Source organism: Arthrobacter sp. 24S4-2 (assembly GCF_005280255.1).
GTDB lineage: Bacteria > Actinomycetota > Actinomycetes > Actinomycetales > Micrococcaceae > Arthrobacter.
The window spans coordinates 1,290,537-1,305,978 of record NZ_CP040018.1; the positions used below are offsets into that span (position 1 = coordinate 1,290,537).

The following is a 15,442-nucleotide window of genomic DNA, read 5'->3' on the forward strand; positions in this document are numbered from 1 at the left end:
CATGCAGAACACCATCAAGGATGCCTACAGCACCATTACCCCGGACGGGACCGTGAAGCGGGCGGACGGCGCGGACTTCGCCTACCTCCCGGCGCCCACCGTGCAGAGCCACGCCGCCAACCTCCTCACCCTGCCGGACGGCTGGCTGGGCTGCGTCTGGTTCGGCGGCACCCAGGAAGGCGTGCCGGACATCTCCATCTGGTTCTCCACCCTGGACCCCGGCAGCAGCCAGTGGTCCGAACCGCAGCAGCTCTCCGACGATTCCACCCGCTCGGAGCAGAACCCCATCCTGTTCACCGCGCCTAGCTCTGCCGGTGAGGACGGGGTCCTGTGGCTGCTGTACACCGCGCAGAAGGCGGGCAACCAGGACACCGCCGAGGTCCGCCGTCGTACTTCCACGGACAGCGGCCGCACCTGGGGGCCGGTGGAAACGCTGTTCCCCGCGAACGAGACCGGCGGCGTGTTCGTCCGCCAGCTCCCGGTGGTGCTGCCGTCCGGCCGCCTGATTGTGCCGATCTTCCGGTGCATCACAACGCCGGGGGAGAAGTGGGTGGGCAACAGCGACGACAGCGCCGTGATGATCTCCGACGACGCCGGCGCCACCTGGACCGAGCACGTTCTGCCGGGGAGCCTGGGCTGCGTCCACATGAACATCCAGCCCGTGGCCGACGGGTCGCTGCTGGCCCTGTTCCGGAGCCGCTGGGCGGACTCCATCTACGAATCCCGCTCCACCGACGACGGCACCACCTGGAGCGAGCCGGTCCCCACCGAGCTGCCCAACAACAACTCCTCCATCCAGTTCACCGCGCTCGCCGACGGCCGCCTGGCCCTGGTGTACAACCACAGCCGGGCGGAGGAGAACACCGAGCGCCGGCTGTCCCTCTACGACGAGATCGACGACGACGGCCTGGCCGAGGAGCAGGGCCAGCTCGCCGAGCCGGTACCCGGCGCCGCTTCCTCGTCCGACGACGGCGCTCGCCGCGCGTTCTGGGGCACGCCGCGGTCTCCCATGACGCTGGCGATCTCCGAGGACTCGGGGCGCTCGTGGCCGATCCGGCGCAACCTGGACGTGGGCGACGGGTACTGCCTCTCCAACAACTCCCGCGACGGGCTCAACCGCGAGTACTCCTACCCGTCCATCCACCAGGGGCCGGACGGTGCTCTGAACATCGCCTACACGTACTTCCGGCAGGCCATCAAGTTCGTCCGGGTGGACCCGCAGTGGGCGTACGAAGGCACCGAGACCCCGGGGGAAGCCGAAGCGAGCCGCGCCAATGCCGGCTGAGCAGCACGCGGTAGTAACGGGCTGCAGCTCTGGCATCGGCTTGGCCATCACCCGCCGTCTGTTGGCCGACGGATGGGCCGTGACCGGCCTGAGTCGGAGCTCAACTTCGCTGCACGGGAAGTTCGAGTGGCTGCAGGCGGACCTGTCCGAGCCTGAGTCCCTGGCGGAGGTCGTTGCGGGGCTGCGGCCTGCTGATGCGCTGGTGCACGCCGCCGGGTTCCAGCGGACCGCGGCGCTGGGTGACCTTGATCCATCGGCTTTGGCGGGGATGTTCGCTGTTCACGTGGCGGCTGGCAGTGTCCTGGCCAACGCCCTGGTGCCGTCCATGCCCGACGGCGGGCGGGTACTGCTGCTGGGTAGCCGCACCTCCACGGGGTCCCCGGGCAAGAGCCAGTACGCGGCCACCAAAGCTGCGTTGATGGGGCTGGGCCGGACGTGGGCGCAGGAACTCGCGCCGCGGGGGATCACCGTAAACGTGCTCTCCCCGGGCCCGACGGACACCCCGATGCTGAACGACCCCGGCCGGGCAACCACCCCGGTGCGGATGCCTGCCCTGGGTGCCCTGGTGGACCCGGAGGATGTGGCCGCGCTGGCCGCGTTTCTGCTGGGGCCCCATGGAAAGTCCATCACCGGGCAGAACTACGTCATCTGCGGCGGGGCGTCGCTGTAACCCAACCGGCGGTCGAGGAAATTGCTGGTGACTCGAGCTGCCCCCTGCCGAAACCAACCCCTGCAACGCTCTCTCACTTCCTGCACCTTTTCCACGGACGCTCTCTCACTTTTGGGGCCGAAACGGGAATCCCTCTCTCACAGGGTGCCGGGGATCAGCGGGGCATCGAGGACCTTCGGCTCTACATTCATCAGGGCCGAATGAGGAGACTCTTGGCAGAAAGAGGGGGGAGGTGATCGGCGGTGGCCCGATGGGACCTGGGAATTGCCGGTTTGGGACTGCTTGCGTTCATGTCGCTGGCCTTCGGCCTTGTGGCCCACCTGATCGTCGGGAGACGCGTGACGCGCCGGCTGTGGCTCTACTCGGCTGTCGCCTATTTCCTTGCGGGGCTACTAGTCAGCGAAGTCTGGTTTGGTTGGGCGACGAAAGAGGAATTGCAGCCGAATATTGACGGACTGTCCTTTGACGAAGTGCACTTGGTGACTCTCGCCGGTCTTATTGCAGCCCTCATTGCGAGGTACGTACTCCGGAGGAAGGGGCGGGAAACGGTGGATGCGCCGCATGGCCGCCGACCCGGTGGACAGGACGGGCCCCGGTGGTAGGGGAGCTGTGGTCTCGCCTGGCTGCATGGTGAAAACGTCAGTCATTGGGTGGCCCTTAACGGCAATCAAACCAAACCAGGACCTCTCTCCGGCAGCATCGTATCGCTTGCCCTCATGCCGAAAAATGGCCAGGCCGCCTGGTTTCGCCGGGGTGCTTAACCCATCTGGCCGGCCCGGTTCCTGCCTTGACGTCGGACTAAAGTCCCTGTTTTGGACGGCGGCTCAGGCGTAGGTTGAAGGCGAGCCCTGAAAATGATGGGCCCGCACCCAAGGGGCAACATGACCAGGCCCAGGCTTCTGGCATCCAGCGTTCTCGGGCTCTGCGCCGTGTTCGCGCTCTCAGGCTGTTTCGGCCCGCCGGCCCCGGCACCCACGAGTAGTTCCGCCGCCCCGACTACGACGGCGAGCCCGTCTGCCTCCATGAGCGCGACAGCAAGCCCGTCCGTGTCGACTAGTCCGTCGGCGTCTCCGACCCCCACAGCGAGTGCCCCGTCGTCGTCCGCCCCCGTGAGCCCGCCGGTCACCGAGGAACCTACCCCGACAGGCCTCCCGGAGCAGGTTGCCCCGCTGACCATCTACTACGTCGCCGTCGACGACAACGGCATATCAGGGCCCAGGATCGGTTGCGGTGACAGCCTCGTCGCTACGACCACGGCCCCGGTCCGCTTCACGGACCAGGTGGGCCCCAGCATCGGGACCCTGCTCGCGAATAAGAGCCGCGACGTCGGCATGTCGGGTCTCGTGAACGTCCTGTACCAGTCGAACCTCACCTACGTCGGCGGCGAGCTGGACGGCAGCACGATCACGATCTACCTCACCGGGCAGTTCATGCTGGGCGGCGTGTGCGACATCCCGCGAGCCAAGGCACAGCTGGAGTACACCGCCATGGCCGCGGCCGGGGCAACGAGCGCCCAAGTTTTCGTCAACGGCCGCCCGATCGACGAGGTGCTCAGCCTCAAGTAGTTCACGTATGGGTCCGGCTGCATCGGCACGAGGAACCGGATCCGGGCGCGCAAGTCCAGCAGCTGGGGCCTATGGCTCAGGCTGATTTGGCATTCCCGGGCCCGAGGACCCGGCCAAAGCGCCTGTCTAGGCTGGCAAGCCTCGGTGGCAATCGTAAGCCCGCGCTCTGTCCGTCGGGTATGGCACGGTCAGTGGATCAGAATACGCTCCTGGGAGTGTTGATCGTTCCGCCGGAACTGCGACGACGATTTCCCTAATTGTCAGTGCCCCCGGGTACCAATGGTTCATGACTCCTGCAGATGCCGCCGGCCCCGCGGTTCAATTCGGTCCCATAATCTTCTATGCTGCGGCGTTGGCCTTCTTCGGATACGGCGTTCGAAGGGCCGGGCAAGTTGCCCGTGATCGATCTCAACTCTGGACCCGGAGGCTCAACGGAATAAGCCATGTCTTTCTCGGAATAGCGTTCTGTACGCTATTCGTGATCCCACTGATCTGGACGGTATTTCCGGAAACCGACAATTGGGCGATCACGTACATGGGGCTATTGCTCGTTGGCATCATCGCCGCCCACATCGCCACCGAGGTGATGGTGAAGTTCGCAGCGGCGTTCGACCATCCGGAGCTGATCGGCGTTTCATTCAGAAAGCTCTTGGCATATGCGGTGTCCTCATGGGTGTCTGTGTTCCGCCGGGCCGCGGAGCTGCTCAAAGAGAAGCTCTTGCCGGATGGCTTCCGCGACCTTCAGCCATGGAACCTAACAAAGCCTCTATTCAAGAGTGAATACCGCGCGATTGGGGCGCTTTGTCTTTGCATATGTCTTCTTGCCGTCATGAGCCTTTTGACACTTGTAGGAACCGGGCAAGGTGCCCTTACCCAGATTGTCCGCGTCTGGTCAGTTTTTTGGGTTCTTATGGTCGCCGTGTCCATGACCCCGTCATTTACGCTGTCATGGCTAGTACTGAAGTATGCTGCCGCAACTGGCGCGATTCAATGCAGGATCAGGTTGCGGTCGTCGCTGTCGATCGTGGCCAACTGGGTTTCAATTGGCGGCGTCATCGGTCTGTTGACTGGAGCCCTTTCGTTTCTTCCGCTGCGGTTCATGGCGACAAGCGGTGTGGGGCAGGAGCCAGTTTCCCTGTCCCTTCTCGCAGACCTGTCACTCGCCGGAGCTGTTGGCGGGTTCATCGCGGCTCATTTCGCGGTCGTTTTCGCCTGTACTGCCTCCATGAAGAACCGCCTGGCCGCGCTGAGCCTACCCGTGCTGACAATTTCAGTCTTCACCACCATGGCTTCGTTAGCCGGGATCAACCCTGCAGGCAACGCCGACTATTCGTTGGCCCTCATGCGTAAGTCCGTCGTCCTACCTTCGGATCTGGGCGATCTGGAACTTCTCGCAAAGGCAGATTGGAAGACCGTACTCGCGCTAAGCGAGGAAAGCATGAGCGAAGCCTTCCCGGGCCCTGCAGCGTTCGCCGTTGCAGTGGCCGGTGCGGCCGTTTTCGTAGCTCTGCTGATGCTGGGGCGGCACGTCCGCTCGTCGCTAGGTGCAGCTGCAGCGGAGCGCAGGAAGGAAGCGCCGCAGGTCCATCTGGCCGGATAACGCGCCGCTCACTATCGGAGCGCGTACGTCTGGCTGTTCGAATGACGCTTCTGCGCAAGTCCGCTTGTTCCCCAAATTTTCGGATGGCCGTTTCAGTAGTGCGAGTGCCTCAGGCTCAACCGCCAGGCTGAAGTCTCTCCAGTACCCAATCCCAACGGATCAGCTCCTGCTCGAGCCTGACGGCCTTGCCAAAGACGTCGCTGCCCAGCGCCGCGTAGAGTTCGTGCTCCTCAGCAGTCAGCCTGGTTAACGCCGCCCTTGAGGGCGACGGCTCGTTGCCCCAGACATCCCGGTGTGCCGACAGCGTGGCCTCGTCCATCAGGACGCTGACGACGTGCGGGTGAACGGCCCTCAGCTCGTCCAGAATCCGGAAGCCGTGTGTGTCCAGATCGCCCCAGTACAGAACTTTGCAATCCGCCAGCCAACGGGCATCCCGCAGGGACGAGAATCCGTACCCTCCGCCATAAATTGCAAGTGTGGCGGGTAGCTCCGGCAGGGCCAGGAAATTCACCAGGTTCTCGGTGACAATCACGTTGGTGACTGGCAGGTTCAGCGCGCCGAACGCCCCGGCGGTGACGGTAAGGTCCCGGGCGCCACCCAGGAGCGGCACTTCTGGATCCAGCATGCGGAACCGGACCAGCTCGGGCGGATGCAGGAAGCCGTGCCGCGCCGCGAACCGGGCCGCAGGAGTTCTCGCTGCAGTCAGGCCCAGCAGGGAACCCGGGGCCGCCGGCACGTCCATAAGCTGCTCATCGTCGCCAGGATCCGCTTCGACTGCAGCTTCCGAACCAAGCCCCTCAACCAGCTCGTCGATCACTTTCCGATGGTTCTCCACGAACTTTGTGTGCACGCCAGGCAGGCTAAGCTGCCGGACATAAACGCCGGGCTCAGGGTTGTCCCGCAGCCAGAGGGCCACCTGGCCGGCAGTCAGCGCGTCAGTACCGAGTTCCAGCAGACGAAGCGGCCGCTTCAAAGCCCAGGCGCGAAAAGACGGAACCAGCAGGGACAGCCCCTCTGCCAGCTCCACGAACCGGGCTGCATCCTTCGCCTTGCCTACAAACGCAATCTCATCGTCCACCGAGGCAAACACAGCCGCCGCCGGCAGCTGGTTGGAGCCGATGGTTGTTCGGCCCACCTCAGCAGTTTCCAGGCTGAACGGACCAGCCACCGCAAACAACTCACCCGCCCACGAACGGGCCGCCGCATAATCGCGTAAGAGGCCCGCCGCCGTCGGACGCTTCAGCGAACGCCGGCGAGGATAAACGCCGCCTGGTTCCAGCACTTCGCGCAGCAGCGCCCCGCTGCTCCAGGCCTTCATCGACTGCGCGCGCACGTCGGCCAGTGTGGTCCAGCCCTGCGCCCGCCCCGCAGACCCCTCAGCCGGCACGCCGGTCCCGCTCGTCCCGGTACTCCTGGATGGTCATGTTCCGCAGCTGCGAATCGTTGCCGTTGGTGTTGGCCACAAAGCCCACGTGTGCCACAAAGGGTTCGATCACGTGGATCTTCTGCAGGGGAGTGACAATCAGGAGCTGGAGCTTCATCCGCTGGAACAGCTCCAGGCCGTACCGCGCCGACTCATCGGACCCGCGCCCGAACGCCTCGTCGATCACCACAAACCGGAAGCTGCGGCCCTTGCCGGCATTCCGGCCCGAGCCCGGACCAGCCCCTTGGCCCGCTCCCAGTCCGAACTGGAACGCCAGCGCGGCGGCCAGGATGGTGTAGGCCAGTTTCTCCTTCTGGCCGCCGGATTTGCCGCCGGAATCGGTGAAGTGCTCGAACTCCTCGCCGGTCTCGGTCCACTTCTCCGAGGCGGAGAAGGTAAACCAGTTCCGCACATCCGTAACCTTCGCAGTCCACCGCTCGTCCAGCGCGGTGAAGCCTTCCCGCCCGCGGAACCGCTCGATCAGCCGTTCCACCTGCAGGTATTTCTGCTCGGAGTACTGCTCGTCATCACCGATCGTGCCCTCGGAGCAGGCCCGCAGGTCCGTCCCGAACTGACGGACGTCCAAGTCGGTGCTGTTCTGGTGCTCCAGCTGGATGTGGCGCCCGCGGTTGTATTCGATGGTGGCTAGCGACAGGTTGATCTCGGTGATCCGGTTCACGATGTCCTGCCGGCGGCTGTCCAGGAACGCGTTGAATGCCACCACCTCGTGGATGGTGTTCTGGTTCAGGGACTCCTTGAAATGCTCCTCGAACTTGGGCAGATCGTTCTTCTCCAGCTGGTCCAGCAGCCGTTCGTAGTCCCCGGCAGCGTCCAGCGACGCGTCGATTTCCGTGGTTTCGTTCGGGTACTTGTTGCGGAAGTCGGCCATCAGCCGCACCGTACCGGCCTCCGCCGTGGCCAGCCGCTTGGACAGGGCATCGATGGTTGCCGTGAGCCCGGACCGGACCGAACTCTCCACTGTCACGGTGTTCTTGTAGGTGAGGACTTTCTCCCCGGGCGCCGCGGCGGCGAGGCTGGCTACGGAGGCCAGCAGGCCGGCGTCGTCCGTCAGGGGCTGCTCCTGAAGGAGCGCGCGGCACTCCGCGATGGCCTCTGCAAGGTTTTCCGCGTCCTTGTTGTTTCCTCCCAGCCGCTCCAGGATCTTGTCCGCCTTGCCGACCAGCCGGTTGAGGTCAGCGTTGAGGGCTGTTTCCCTGGCTGCAAGCTCCTGCAGGACGTCGTTGGTGGATTCCAGGGCCCGGCGCTCTTCCTTGAGCTCCTCAATCTGGCGGGCGGTAAGTTCCCAGCTGATTTCGCCGAAATCGGAAACGGACCGGACGGTGCCCAGCTGCTGGTTCTGGCGCCCGATGTCGCCCAGCTGCCGGTCCACTTTGGCCAGCTGTGTCTCCGCGACCTGGAGCTGGCCGTTGACGTCATCCAGCTCGGCGAGGAAACGGTTGATCTTGTCCTGATTGTCCCAGCCCAGCACGTAGTTCCGCCGGTCCGCCAGGTCCTTCCGGTCATCCTTCTCATGCCGGCCGCGGCCGCCCTTCAACTGGCCGTTGGCGGTGAGTGCCTTGGGGTGGCGGCGGAAGTCCTCCAGCGTGTCGCAGCAGACGTAGTCGAAGCGGCTTGCCAGCTCGTCCAGCAGGAAATCGCGGAACGGCGTGCCCTGTTTGACGGCGATCTTGGCCGCGAGTATCCCGGGCTCCGCCGCCCGAGGGGAGTACGAGTCGCCCACCTTCAGATAGACAAGGCGGCCGCGGAGATTGTTCGCGTCCACCCAGCTGCTCACGGCCGCGTAGTGCTCCGATGGCACCAGCAGGGACAGCGCAAAGCCACGGAGAGTGCGCTCCGCCGCGCCTTCCCAGGCTGCCTCGCCGTCGCGGACGCGCAGCAGTTCGCCGGCGAACTGCAGGGCCTTCTCCGCCACCCCCGTTCCCTCAGACAGACGACGCCGGATATCCAGCTGCTGCAGCGGCAGCAGGTTGCGCCTCGACTGGAGGCTGGTCAGCTCGGCTTTGATCCCGGCGGCATTTTCGGCGAGCTCCCTGCGCTGGAGAGTGAGACCCGTGCGGCTTTCCTGAAGATCGTTGTACTTCCCGGCCAGCCCGGACTCGACGGCGGCGAGTCCGTCCCGGTTGGCGTCGAACAGAACACGGTCCTCCGGCGCCTGCAGACCCAGCGCCGCCGCCGCTGCCGCATACGTCTGGTAGCGGGTCCGCTGCGCGCTGGCTTCGGCGCCCAACCGGGCGACATCGGCGTCGATGGCCGCCAGCCGGCCGCCTCCGTTGGAACGGATGTCCTCGGCCACGGCGCTGATCTGATGCCGCAGTTCTGAGATCCGGGCCGCCAGCGAGGCGCTGTCCTCGCGCAGCCGTTTGCCGGTGCTCTCCAGCTCCGCCTGATGCTCCAGGCTCAGGATGAGGCGCTGGTTGGTGAACCAGGGGTGCAGCTGGTCCCGCTGGGCCCTGGCCCGCTCGTCTTCAAGCGTCAGCGTGGCGTGCCTGGCGGCGCCGTCGCGGATGGGGGTCAGCAGGCTGATCTGGTCCTTGGCCCGCAGTACAGCCCCGTGGGCCTTCTTGAGGTCATCGAAATGGCCGATCAGCTTGCTGAGCCGGGTTTCGACGTCGTCCTCGTCCAGCATGTTGGTGCGCACAAAGTGGGTGATGTTCTCCACCTGTTTCATGGAGACTGTGCGGTGGAAGAGCTCCATGGCCTGGTTGCCGCTGATGCCGAACTGCCTCTTGAAAGCGGCCGCGTACGGATCAAAGGTGTCGTGAACGGCCACGCCCGCAGCTTTCAGCTTCTTCTTCAGCCTGGCGGGGTCCTGGCCGAAATTGGAGAAGTCCGCAGCGATGGACTGGTCCGTTTCCGCCAGGGAGTAGAAACGGTTGGGCTGGCCTGCCTCCTGCACGGCCCAGAGGGTAATGGCCAGGGTGACGGACTTCGCCAGCACGGCATTGTGGAAGACGGCGAGCACCACGGTGAGCGCGCCGGTTCCCCGCAGCGACACCGGTTTTGAGTTTTCGCCGCCGGTGCTGCGCGTGCTCTTGTGGTAGCCCCGGACATAGGACATGAGGCTGCGTTCCTTCTTCTGCGCCCCCGCGGCCTTGTTGTACTCGATCTTGTTGGCCGGGAGCAGAAGAGTGGTGATCGCGTCCACCACGGTGGACTTTCCGGAGCCGATGTCACCGGTGAGGAGGCTGTTGGCTCCGTCCAGACGGAACGTGCGCACGCCCTGGTGGAAGGTGCCCCAGTTGAGCAGCTCCAGACGGTGCAGCCGGTAGCCCGGGGGAATGCCGGCGCCGTCCATTGCCCCCTGGGCCGGGTCTTCCAGGCTGAACAGGCTGTCCTGCAGGTCGGCGGTCACGGGAGCTCCCCTTCGGTGGTGGCCGGTGCGGCGGCGGTGCCCGGCGGGGTTTCCGGCGAGCCGCCCAGCGAGGCGCGGTAGTCCGCCAGGCGGGCATCGAATTCCTCCAGCCACTGGGCATCAACGTAGGCCTTCAGGATCCGGGCTACTTCGTAGGTGTCGCTCTGGCCGCGGAGCTTGCGGAGGAAGCCCAGTTCCACCACCTTCTTGATGTTGGCGCCCAGCCTGTCCAGGATCCTGGCCTGGTTGCTCGATTCGGGCAGGAACACGGCCACCATGTCCATGATCTCCTGCTCGGTCATGATAAGCCGGAGCTCGCTGCTGTTGGTATCAAATTCGAGCATGCGGCCCCGCAGCAGGGCCAGCAGGAGGCTGACGTCGAAGGTCAGCCTGCGCCGCGGAATCAGCCGGGGGAGGGTTCCCTCCGGGTCCTCCCGGGACCTGAGGAACGCATAGCCCTCCGACTCATCCAGGATCAGGTCCAGCCCCAGCACGGCCACATAGTCGCGGGCCTGGGACTCGAGGGCGATCAGTGACTGCCAGGCCTTCTCGTCCGACTCGGCGTAGACCACGCCGCGGAAAAGCCGGGTCACGACGCCGGGAAGTTCTTCGGGCGTCCGGGCCTGTGTTTCGGTGGTGTCGGCGGGGTTCATGCGGGCCTCACAAAGATGATCTGGTCTATGGTCGCTTCGCGGATGCTGCCGTCAGGGAGCTGCCACTGCAGTTGCTGGGGTACTTCGTCATGGATGCTGGCCCATTCCGATTCGCTGGCCAGCTGGTAGTACGCCACAATCTCGGCGAGGCCCTGCTGCAGCGGATGGGCCTGCGTGACCTCAGCCAGGGTGGCTTGTTCGGCGTCCGCCAGGACGGCGTCCACATTGGATTTCAGGCGCTCCTTGTCCACATGGAACTGACTGAACAGGGCACCGGCGTCCACGTCCGCGTCGTCGGCGGTGACGACGTCGTCGTCCACCATCACTTTCTGGCTGGGCTCATACAGGGGCCGCTCGAATGGCAGCGCCACGTCTACGGACTGCGCCGCGATGTCCATAAAAACGCCCGACGGCGGCGCGTCGCGGGTGCCCAGGGCACCCGATTCGATGCTGCGGATCAGCCGCATGATCCGTTTGTTTTCCAGGAAGACCTTGTCGTCGAGGAGCCGGCGCATTTGCTCGGACAGCTGCCGGACCGTGGACTGTGTCTGGTCCACGGCCGGCAGCCAGTCCTGGTGCAGTTTGGTCACGGCGTGAAGGTCCTCGACCCCGGACAGGGCCTCGATCCGGGTGGCGCGCTGCAGAAGATCCTGCAGTTCCGTGCGGAGCTGAGGAGACATGAGGTAGTCCCAGAACCCCTGGAACGTGCGGCCTTGGAGGGAGCTGCTGATGCCCTGCTGGTTGGCGAAGATGGTCTCCAGGAGTTCGCCCTGCCCGCCCTCCCAAGTGGCGATCTGTTCACGGACCTGGCGGTCCAGTTTCCGGAAGTTCTGTTCGACCTCGCGGAAATCGGAGAGGAGATCCTTGGCCAGGGCGGTCAGCTGCTGGAAGTGGTCCAGCGCTTCCGGAGCCGTCATGACTTTGATGTTTCCGTCCCTGATGCGCTGCATCTCGGCGTCGATCCCGTCACGCTGGCGCTGGAGCTCAGCCAGCCTGACTTCCGGATCAGTCTCGGACTGCTGGACCAAAGCTTTCAGCACGGCGAAGATGCTGGTCAGCCGGGACTGGGTGGCCACAAAGTCCCGCCCGCGCAGGCTCTCCACCCAGCGGACCACGTCCTCCGCGGCGGGAGTGAGGTCGTAGTGCGGCTCGTCCTGGCCTGGCACATAGTATTTGCGCAGCCAAGCTTTTTCAGGTGCCGCCCAGTCGTCCAGGTACTCGCCGGCCGGCCGCGGGAACTTGTCCTCGCCGTAGACATCCCGGAGGCCGAACAGGACGTCGTCCAGATGATCGATCAGTTCCTGCCGGCCGACGTCGCGCTGGTTGGGAGCGGTGAAGGCCTTGATGAAGAACGAGACGGCCAGCGGTGCGTTCTGCGCCCGGAGCAGGGACCATCCAGCGTGGTTCTCGCGAAGGGTGTTTATGGCGTAGTAGTCCATCCGGAATCCCGTGTTTTGTGGGTCACTGTGTGGGATTACTCTAAGGGACGGCTCCGACATTTTCCTGTGGGCGGAAGAGTCGGCGTAACGCCGGGCACGGTCCAACGGAGGGCCCGGGAGGGCAGCAGGTGGCTAGGCGAGTGGCCGGCGCTCGCCGACGGCAACCGCGTCATCGAGCGCGACTTATTGTCCGCCGTCGTCGTTCAAGCCTTTCCTGCTGGCCGGGGGAGGGGATCCGTGCGCCTTTCGTCCGGTTGCACCGGCTGCAGGCGGCGACGAAATTCTGCAGGCTGGTGGATCCGCCTTTAGACCAGGGATGGAAATGGTCGCCGTGCTCAGCGGGCCGGGAACAACGGCGGCGGAAGCCGCCCTCCAGCTTCGACAGATCCGTCGGAATCTGACGTGGCTGTTGCCCCGGGTGGCGGGGCCACCACGCCGGGTGGCGCTGGGAAGCGTTACATGTAACGTTCATTTATGAGCGTAAGGGATCGTGTAGCACGGCACCGAGTTGCCATGCGCGAGCGAGGCTTCCGGCAGATTCAGATGTGGGTTCCGGACACACGCACAGAGGAGTTCAGGCGTGAAGCCCAGCGGCAAGCGTTGGCGGTCGCGGCCTCCGACCACACCAGCGACGATCAAGATTGCATCGACCAGATTGCGGAAGACTGGCCGGAGTGAATCGCGGTGAGCTGTGGACGGTTTCGGGGGGAACATATGCGCAGAAACCCAGGCCAGTACTCATCATCCAGGATGACCTGTTTGCGGCCGCGGAATCGGTCACCCTTCTGCCGCTAACGTCCCACTTGACGGATGCCCCGCTGCTGAGGCTGACGGTTGACCCCGGACAGCTCACCGGCTTGGAGGCAGTCAGCCAGATCATGGTGGACAAGCTCACAACAGTGCGGCGTGCCCACCTCGGGCAGCGGATAGGCCGAATAGATTCCAAGACCATGGTTGCCGTTGAGCAGTCCCTTGCCGTCTTTCTTGGCCTGGGGCGTTGACTGGTCCAATCACCGACCGACTTACCTGAGGCGTCAATGCCCAGTGGTGCTCCGTCTCGCAGTATGTGGCTAGGGGAGTGGCTGGCGCTAGCCGACGGCAACCGCGGGAGTTGTATCCGGGCATTACCGCTGCGCGCCGGAGGAATTGAAACCCGGATCAGTGGTGACTGTTTCGAGCAGTCGGTCGAAGCTGGTGACCCCGTAGTCAGGCGGGGCGGCTTCGAGTACCACGCGCGTCGTGGTCACCACACCAATATTGGGTTGGGTCTTCTGCTTCAGCTTCGGTGAGGGCTCGCAAATGACTTTCAGGTGAAGACCAGAGACCCCGTTGACAGCGAGCGGGAGACTCTTGCCTTGGATGAGCAGTGAACGGCTGGTCGCCGTGCGGGGTACGCGGCGGGAGAGCGCCCCTGCGGGAGGGGCTACTTCTTGGCGCTCCTGGCCTTCGGCTCCTTCGGCGGCAGGCTGGCGACGTGCTCGTACGCCTTCTCCGCCCAGGCCTGTGCCCGGGCGTCATCGCCGTCACCTTCGGCGTTCCACACCTCCGGGAGGCCGGTGTAGCCGCCCATGGGACGCTCCGGCGGCCCGAAGGGGACGGTCCGCTCTGTACCCTCGAGTTCGTGTTTGTCCGCATCGGAGAGTTTGACTCCGATGGTGGGGCCGAACAGCCCGGCGAACATGTTCCCGTTGACGAAGGCGCCCAGGTTGCCGAACATCGGCTTGACCACCACATCCGGATGGTCCGGCACTACTTTCCGGAAGTGCTCCTTGTCGGCGTCGGACGGTTTGGGCATTTCCATGTGAACGTCTCCCTTATGTGCCGGAACGTACTGTCAGAGATGGACTGCCTGCAGGATATGCCCGTTCCGGGGCGCGGTCGAGGCCCCAGGTCGAGGCCCCTGGACGGGCGCCGGCAGCCGGTTTTGCGTCCTTGTCAGCCACTCCCGCCGGGAGGAGACTTGCAACATGTCATGCGTCAGCGGCGGATGACAGTGTCTCTCCTGCGGGGGCCGGCGTGCCCTCTTGGCTGGTCGGGGTAGGTCATGGACGGACCTGGGTTACGGAACGCGTTCGTCGTCGTCAATGGGGAGGCGGCGGGGACCCGGATTGCCATCCCGCACGGGAAGACGACCATCGGCAGCGACGAAGGCTCACGGCTGCGCCTGGCCGTTTCCGGGGTCAGCCGCCGGCACGCCCTACTGACCTCGCTGGACGGCCGGACCATCCTCGACGACCAGGACTCGCGCAACGGCACCTGGGTCAACGGCCTCGCCATCACCTCGCCCACCGAACTCACCGACGGCGATGAGGTCCAGTTCGGGCAGGTCAGGCTCCGCTTTGTTGAAGGGACGTACGACGGCGGCAGCGCACCGCCGGGGGCGGCCGGCGGGCCGGGTTCGCAACAGCCCGTCCCGGCGGCTGGCAGGAAGAAGGGTCTCGGCGCGGCGCTGCTCTTCGCGGCCGCGATCAATGTGGTGGGGCTGATCGGCAATAGCCTGACCGCGTTCCTGACCGAGCTGACGCCCACCTGGACGTGGTTCGTCACCCCGGCGATGGGCCTGGCAGTTGCCCTGGGCGGCGAGGCGCTGGATTACCTCAAGGACAAGGGGGAGCCGGCGCCCAAGCGGCCCAAACCGCAGTATCGGCCGTCGAGTCGGGTGCAGCCGGCGAGACCCGCACGCCCGTTGAGGCCCGGCCCCCGGATACCCGCGGGGGATCCCATGGGACCGCGTATCCTTCCAGGCCGGTTGAGGCCGCACCGCGTTCCCTTCCAGCCATCGCCACGGTGCTGGCGATATTGCTCCTGCTCGGCGGCGGCGGATGGCTGCTGGCCGCCGGGGTGAGTTACGCCGTCGGCTACTTCTCGGGCAACGAGGAAGGTACCCAGCGGCTGGCACGCCAGGTGGCCACCGAAGCCCAGGGCGTCACTGTCACCGTCCTCGGCATCCAGAGCACTGCGCATTTCACCCGGGTGGAGATCCATGTGCGGAACGGAACCAGCAGCTCCATGTCACTGCCGCTGTTCCACAACGCCATCCTCACCGGCCCGGACGGCACCACCTTCGACGCCGATTCCTTCCGCAGCACCTGGCAGCCGGACATACCGCCCGGGGGCCAGCGCAAGGGGACCATCAACTTCGAGAGCCAGCTGTCCGAATCCGGTGGCACGGTGTCGCTCAGCTTCGTCACGGTGTTCATGCAGGGGTTCGACGGGCCGCGGTCCATCACCGTGCCGGACATCCCGCTGATGCCGGTGGTAATGCCGCTCTCCAAAACCGTGTACAGTAGAGACCGTTGTTGTGTTTGTATTTGGTAGTTCAGGCAGTACGCGGGGTCGAAAGTCCTCGTTCTTCTGAAGTAGCGGTTTTGAACACCCCACACCGGAGGACCCGAAAGTCGGGACAGTTCCTCCACCTTCACGAAGGACATAAA

The 15,442-nt window shown here is 65.0% G+C and carries 15 protein-coding genes; 8 read left to right on the plus strand and 7 right to left on the minus strand.

From position 1 onward, the window contains the following. The first annotated feature begins 1 nt into the window (after position 1). The 4 genes from FCN77_RS06040 (at position 2) to FCN77_RS06065 (ending at position 5,120) form a co-directional block, all read left to right on the plus strand. Complete coding sequence (locus FCN77_RS06040) at positions 2-1,285, plus strand: exo-alpha-sialidase (RefSeq protein WP_137321538.1); 1,284 nt, start codon at positions 2-4, stop codon at positions 1,283-1,285. After that, positions 1,275-1,955 carry an SDR family NAD(P)-dependent oxidoreductase gene (locus tag FCN77_RS06045; RefSeq protein WP_137321539.1) on the plus strand — a complete coding sequence of 227 codons (681 nt, stop codon included), beginning with the start codon at positions 1,275-1,277 and terminating at the stop codon, positions 1,953-1,955. The genes FCN77_RS06040 and FCN77_RS06045 overlap by 11 nt, the downstream gene beginning before the upstream one ends. A gap of 1,109 nt (positions 1,956-3,064) precedes the next feature. Continuing rightward, positions 3,065-3,520 carry a hypothetical protein gene (locus FCN77_RS06060; protein WP_137321541.1) on the plus strand — a complete coding sequence of 152 codons (456 nt, stop codon included), beginning with the start codon at positions 3,065-3,067 and terminating at the stop codon, positions 3,518-3,520. 286 nt (positions 3,521-3,806) lie between these two features. Further along, positions 3,807-5,120, plus strand: a complete 1,314-nt coding sequence (locus FCN77_RS06065) for a hypothetical protein (protein ID WP_137321542.1) — start codon at positions 3,807-3,809, stop codon at positions 5,118-5,120. Positions 5,121-5,235: 115 nt separating this feature from the next. Here FCN77_RS06065 and FCN77_RS06070 read toward each other — a convergent pair whose 3' ends face one another. The 5 genes from FCN77_RS06070 to FCN77_RS06090 form a co-directional block, all read right to left on the minus strand. Further along, a complete protein-coding gene (locus FCN77_RS06070; RefSeq protein WP_175417163.1) occupies positions 5,236-6,507 on the minus strand; it encodes a Wadjet anti-phage system protein JetD domain-containing protein in 1,272 nt (423 codons plus the stop codon). Continuing rightward, on the minus strand, positions 6,497-9,916 hold the full coding sequence (locus tag FCN77_RS06075) for an ATP-binding protein (RefSeq protein ID WP_137321544.1): 3,420 nt from the start codon (positions 9,914-9,916) through the stop codon (positions 6,497-6,499). The genes FCN77_RS06070 and FCN77_RS06075 overlap by 11 nt, the downstream gene beginning before the upstream one ends. Next, the gene (locus FCN77_RS06080; RefSeq protein ID WP_137321545.1) at positions 9,913-10,569 is read right to left on the minus strand and encodes a DUF4194 domain-containing protein; all 657 of its coding nucleotides are present in this window, start codon (positions 10,567-10,569) and stop codon (positions 9,913-9,915) included. The genes FCN77_RS06075 and FCN77_RS06080 overlap by 4 nt, the downstream gene beginning before the upstream one ends. Continuing rightward, positions 10,566-12,008 carry a DUF3375 domain-containing protein gene (locus tag FCN77_RS06085; protein ID WP_175417164.1) on the minus strand — a complete coding sequence of 481 codons (1,443 nt, stop codon included), beginning with the start codon at positions 12,006-12,008 and terminating at the stop codon, positions 10,566-10,568. The genes FCN77_RS06080 and FCN77_RS06085 overlap by 4 nt, the downstream gene beginning before the upstream one ends. Positions 12,009-12,177: 169 nt before the next feature. Beyond that, entirely contained in the window at positions 12,178-12,480 is a 303-nt protein-coding gene (locus FCN77_RS06090) for an HNH endonuclease signature motif containing protein (RefSeq protein WP_254678877.1), read from the minus strand. A 71-nt stretch (positions 12,481-12,551) separates the two neighbouring features. On the opposite strand from FCN77_RS06090, the gene FCN77_RS06095 reads away from it, so the two are divergent. Next, positions 12,552-12,686: an antitoxin MazE-like protein gene (locus tag FCN77_RS06095; RefSeq protein ID WP_254678998.1), complete on the plus strand. Its 135-nt coding sequence runs from the start codon at positions 12,552-12,554 to the stop codon at positions 12,684-12,686. Continuing rightward, positions 12,683-13,009: a type II toxin-antitoxin system PemK/MazF family toxin gene (locus FCN77_RS06100; protein WP_137321548.1), complete on the plus strand. Its 327-nt coding sequence runs from the start codon at positions 12,683-12,685 to the stop codon at positions 13,007-13,009. Before FCN77_RS06095 ends, FCN77_RS06100 begins: the two co-directional genes overlap by 4 nt. Positions 13,010-13,132: 123 nt before the next feature. Here the strand turns inward: FCN77_RS06100 and FCN77_RS27340 are convergent, their stop codons facing one another. Continuing rightward, the gene (locus FCN77_RS27340) at positions 13,133-13,255 is read right to left on the minus strand and encodes a hypothetical protein (RefSeq protein WP_302646959.1); all 123 of its coding nucleotides are present in this window, start codon (positions 13,253-13,255) and stop codon (positions 13,133-13,135) included. 176 nt (positions 13,256-13,431) lie between these two features. Further along, the gene (locus tag FCN77_RS06105; protein ID WP_137321549.1) at positions 13,432-13,809 is read right to left on the minus strand and encodes a TfoX/Sxy family protein; all 378 of its coding nucleotides are present in this window, start codon (positions 13,807-13,809) and stop codon (positions 13,432-13,434) included. Positions 13,810-14,052: 243 nt separating this feature from the next. Here FCN77_RS06105 and FCN77_RS06110 point away from each other — a divergent pair, with 243 nt between their 5' ends. Next, positions 14,053-14,853 (plus strand): FHA domain-containing protein, encoded by an 801-nt coding sequence (locus FCN77_RS06110; protein ID WP_137321550.1) that lies wholly within the window; start codon positions 14,053-14,055, stop codon positions 14,851-14,853. Then, positions 14,796-15,326 (plus strand): hypothetical protein, encoded by a 531-nt coding sequence (locus FCN77_RS06115; protein WP_137321551.1) that lies wholly within the window; start codon positions 14,796-14,798, stop codon positions 15,324-15,326. The genes FCN77_RS06110 and FCN77_RS06115 overlap by 58 nt, the downstream gene beginning before the upstream one ends. Positions 15,327-15,442: the final 116 nt, after the last annotated feature.

Coding starts and splice junctions, on each gene's coding strand:
- FCN77_RS06040 (WP_137321538.1), top strand. CDS start 2: ATGCAGAACACCATCAAGGATGCCTACAGCACCATTACCCCGGACGGG.
- FCN77_RS06045 (WP_137321539.1), top strand. CDS start 1,275: ATGCCGGCTGAGCAGCACGCGGTAGTAACGGGCTGCAGCTCTGGCATC.
- FCN77_RS06065 (WP_137321542.1), top strand. CDS start 3,807: ATGACTCCTGCAGATGCCGCCGGCCCCGCGGTTCAATTCGGTCCCATA.
- FCN77_RS06080 (WP_137321545.1), bottom strand. CDS start 10,569: ATGAACCCCGCCGACACCACCGAAACACAGGCCCGGACGCCCGAAGAA.
- FCN77_RS06085 (WP_175417164.1), bottom strand. CDS start 12,008: ATGGACTACTACGCCATAAACACCCTTCGCGAGAACCACGCTGGATGG.
- FCN77_RS06090 (WP_254678877.1), bottom strand. CDS start 12,480: ATGAACGTTACATGTAACGCTTCCCAGCGCCACCCGGCGTGGTGGCCC.
- FCN77_RS06095 (WP_254678998.1), top strand. CDS start 12,552: ATGTGGGTTCCGGACACACGCACAGAGGAGTTCAGGCGTGAAGCCCAG.
- FCN77_RS06105 (WP_137321549.1), bottom strand. CDS start 13,809: ATGGAAATGCCCAAACCGTCCGACGCCGACAAGGAGCACTTCCGGAAA.
- FCN77_RS06110 (WP_137321550.1), top strand. CDS start 14,053: ATGGACGGACCTGGGTTACGGAACGCGTTCGTCGTCGTCAATGGGGAG.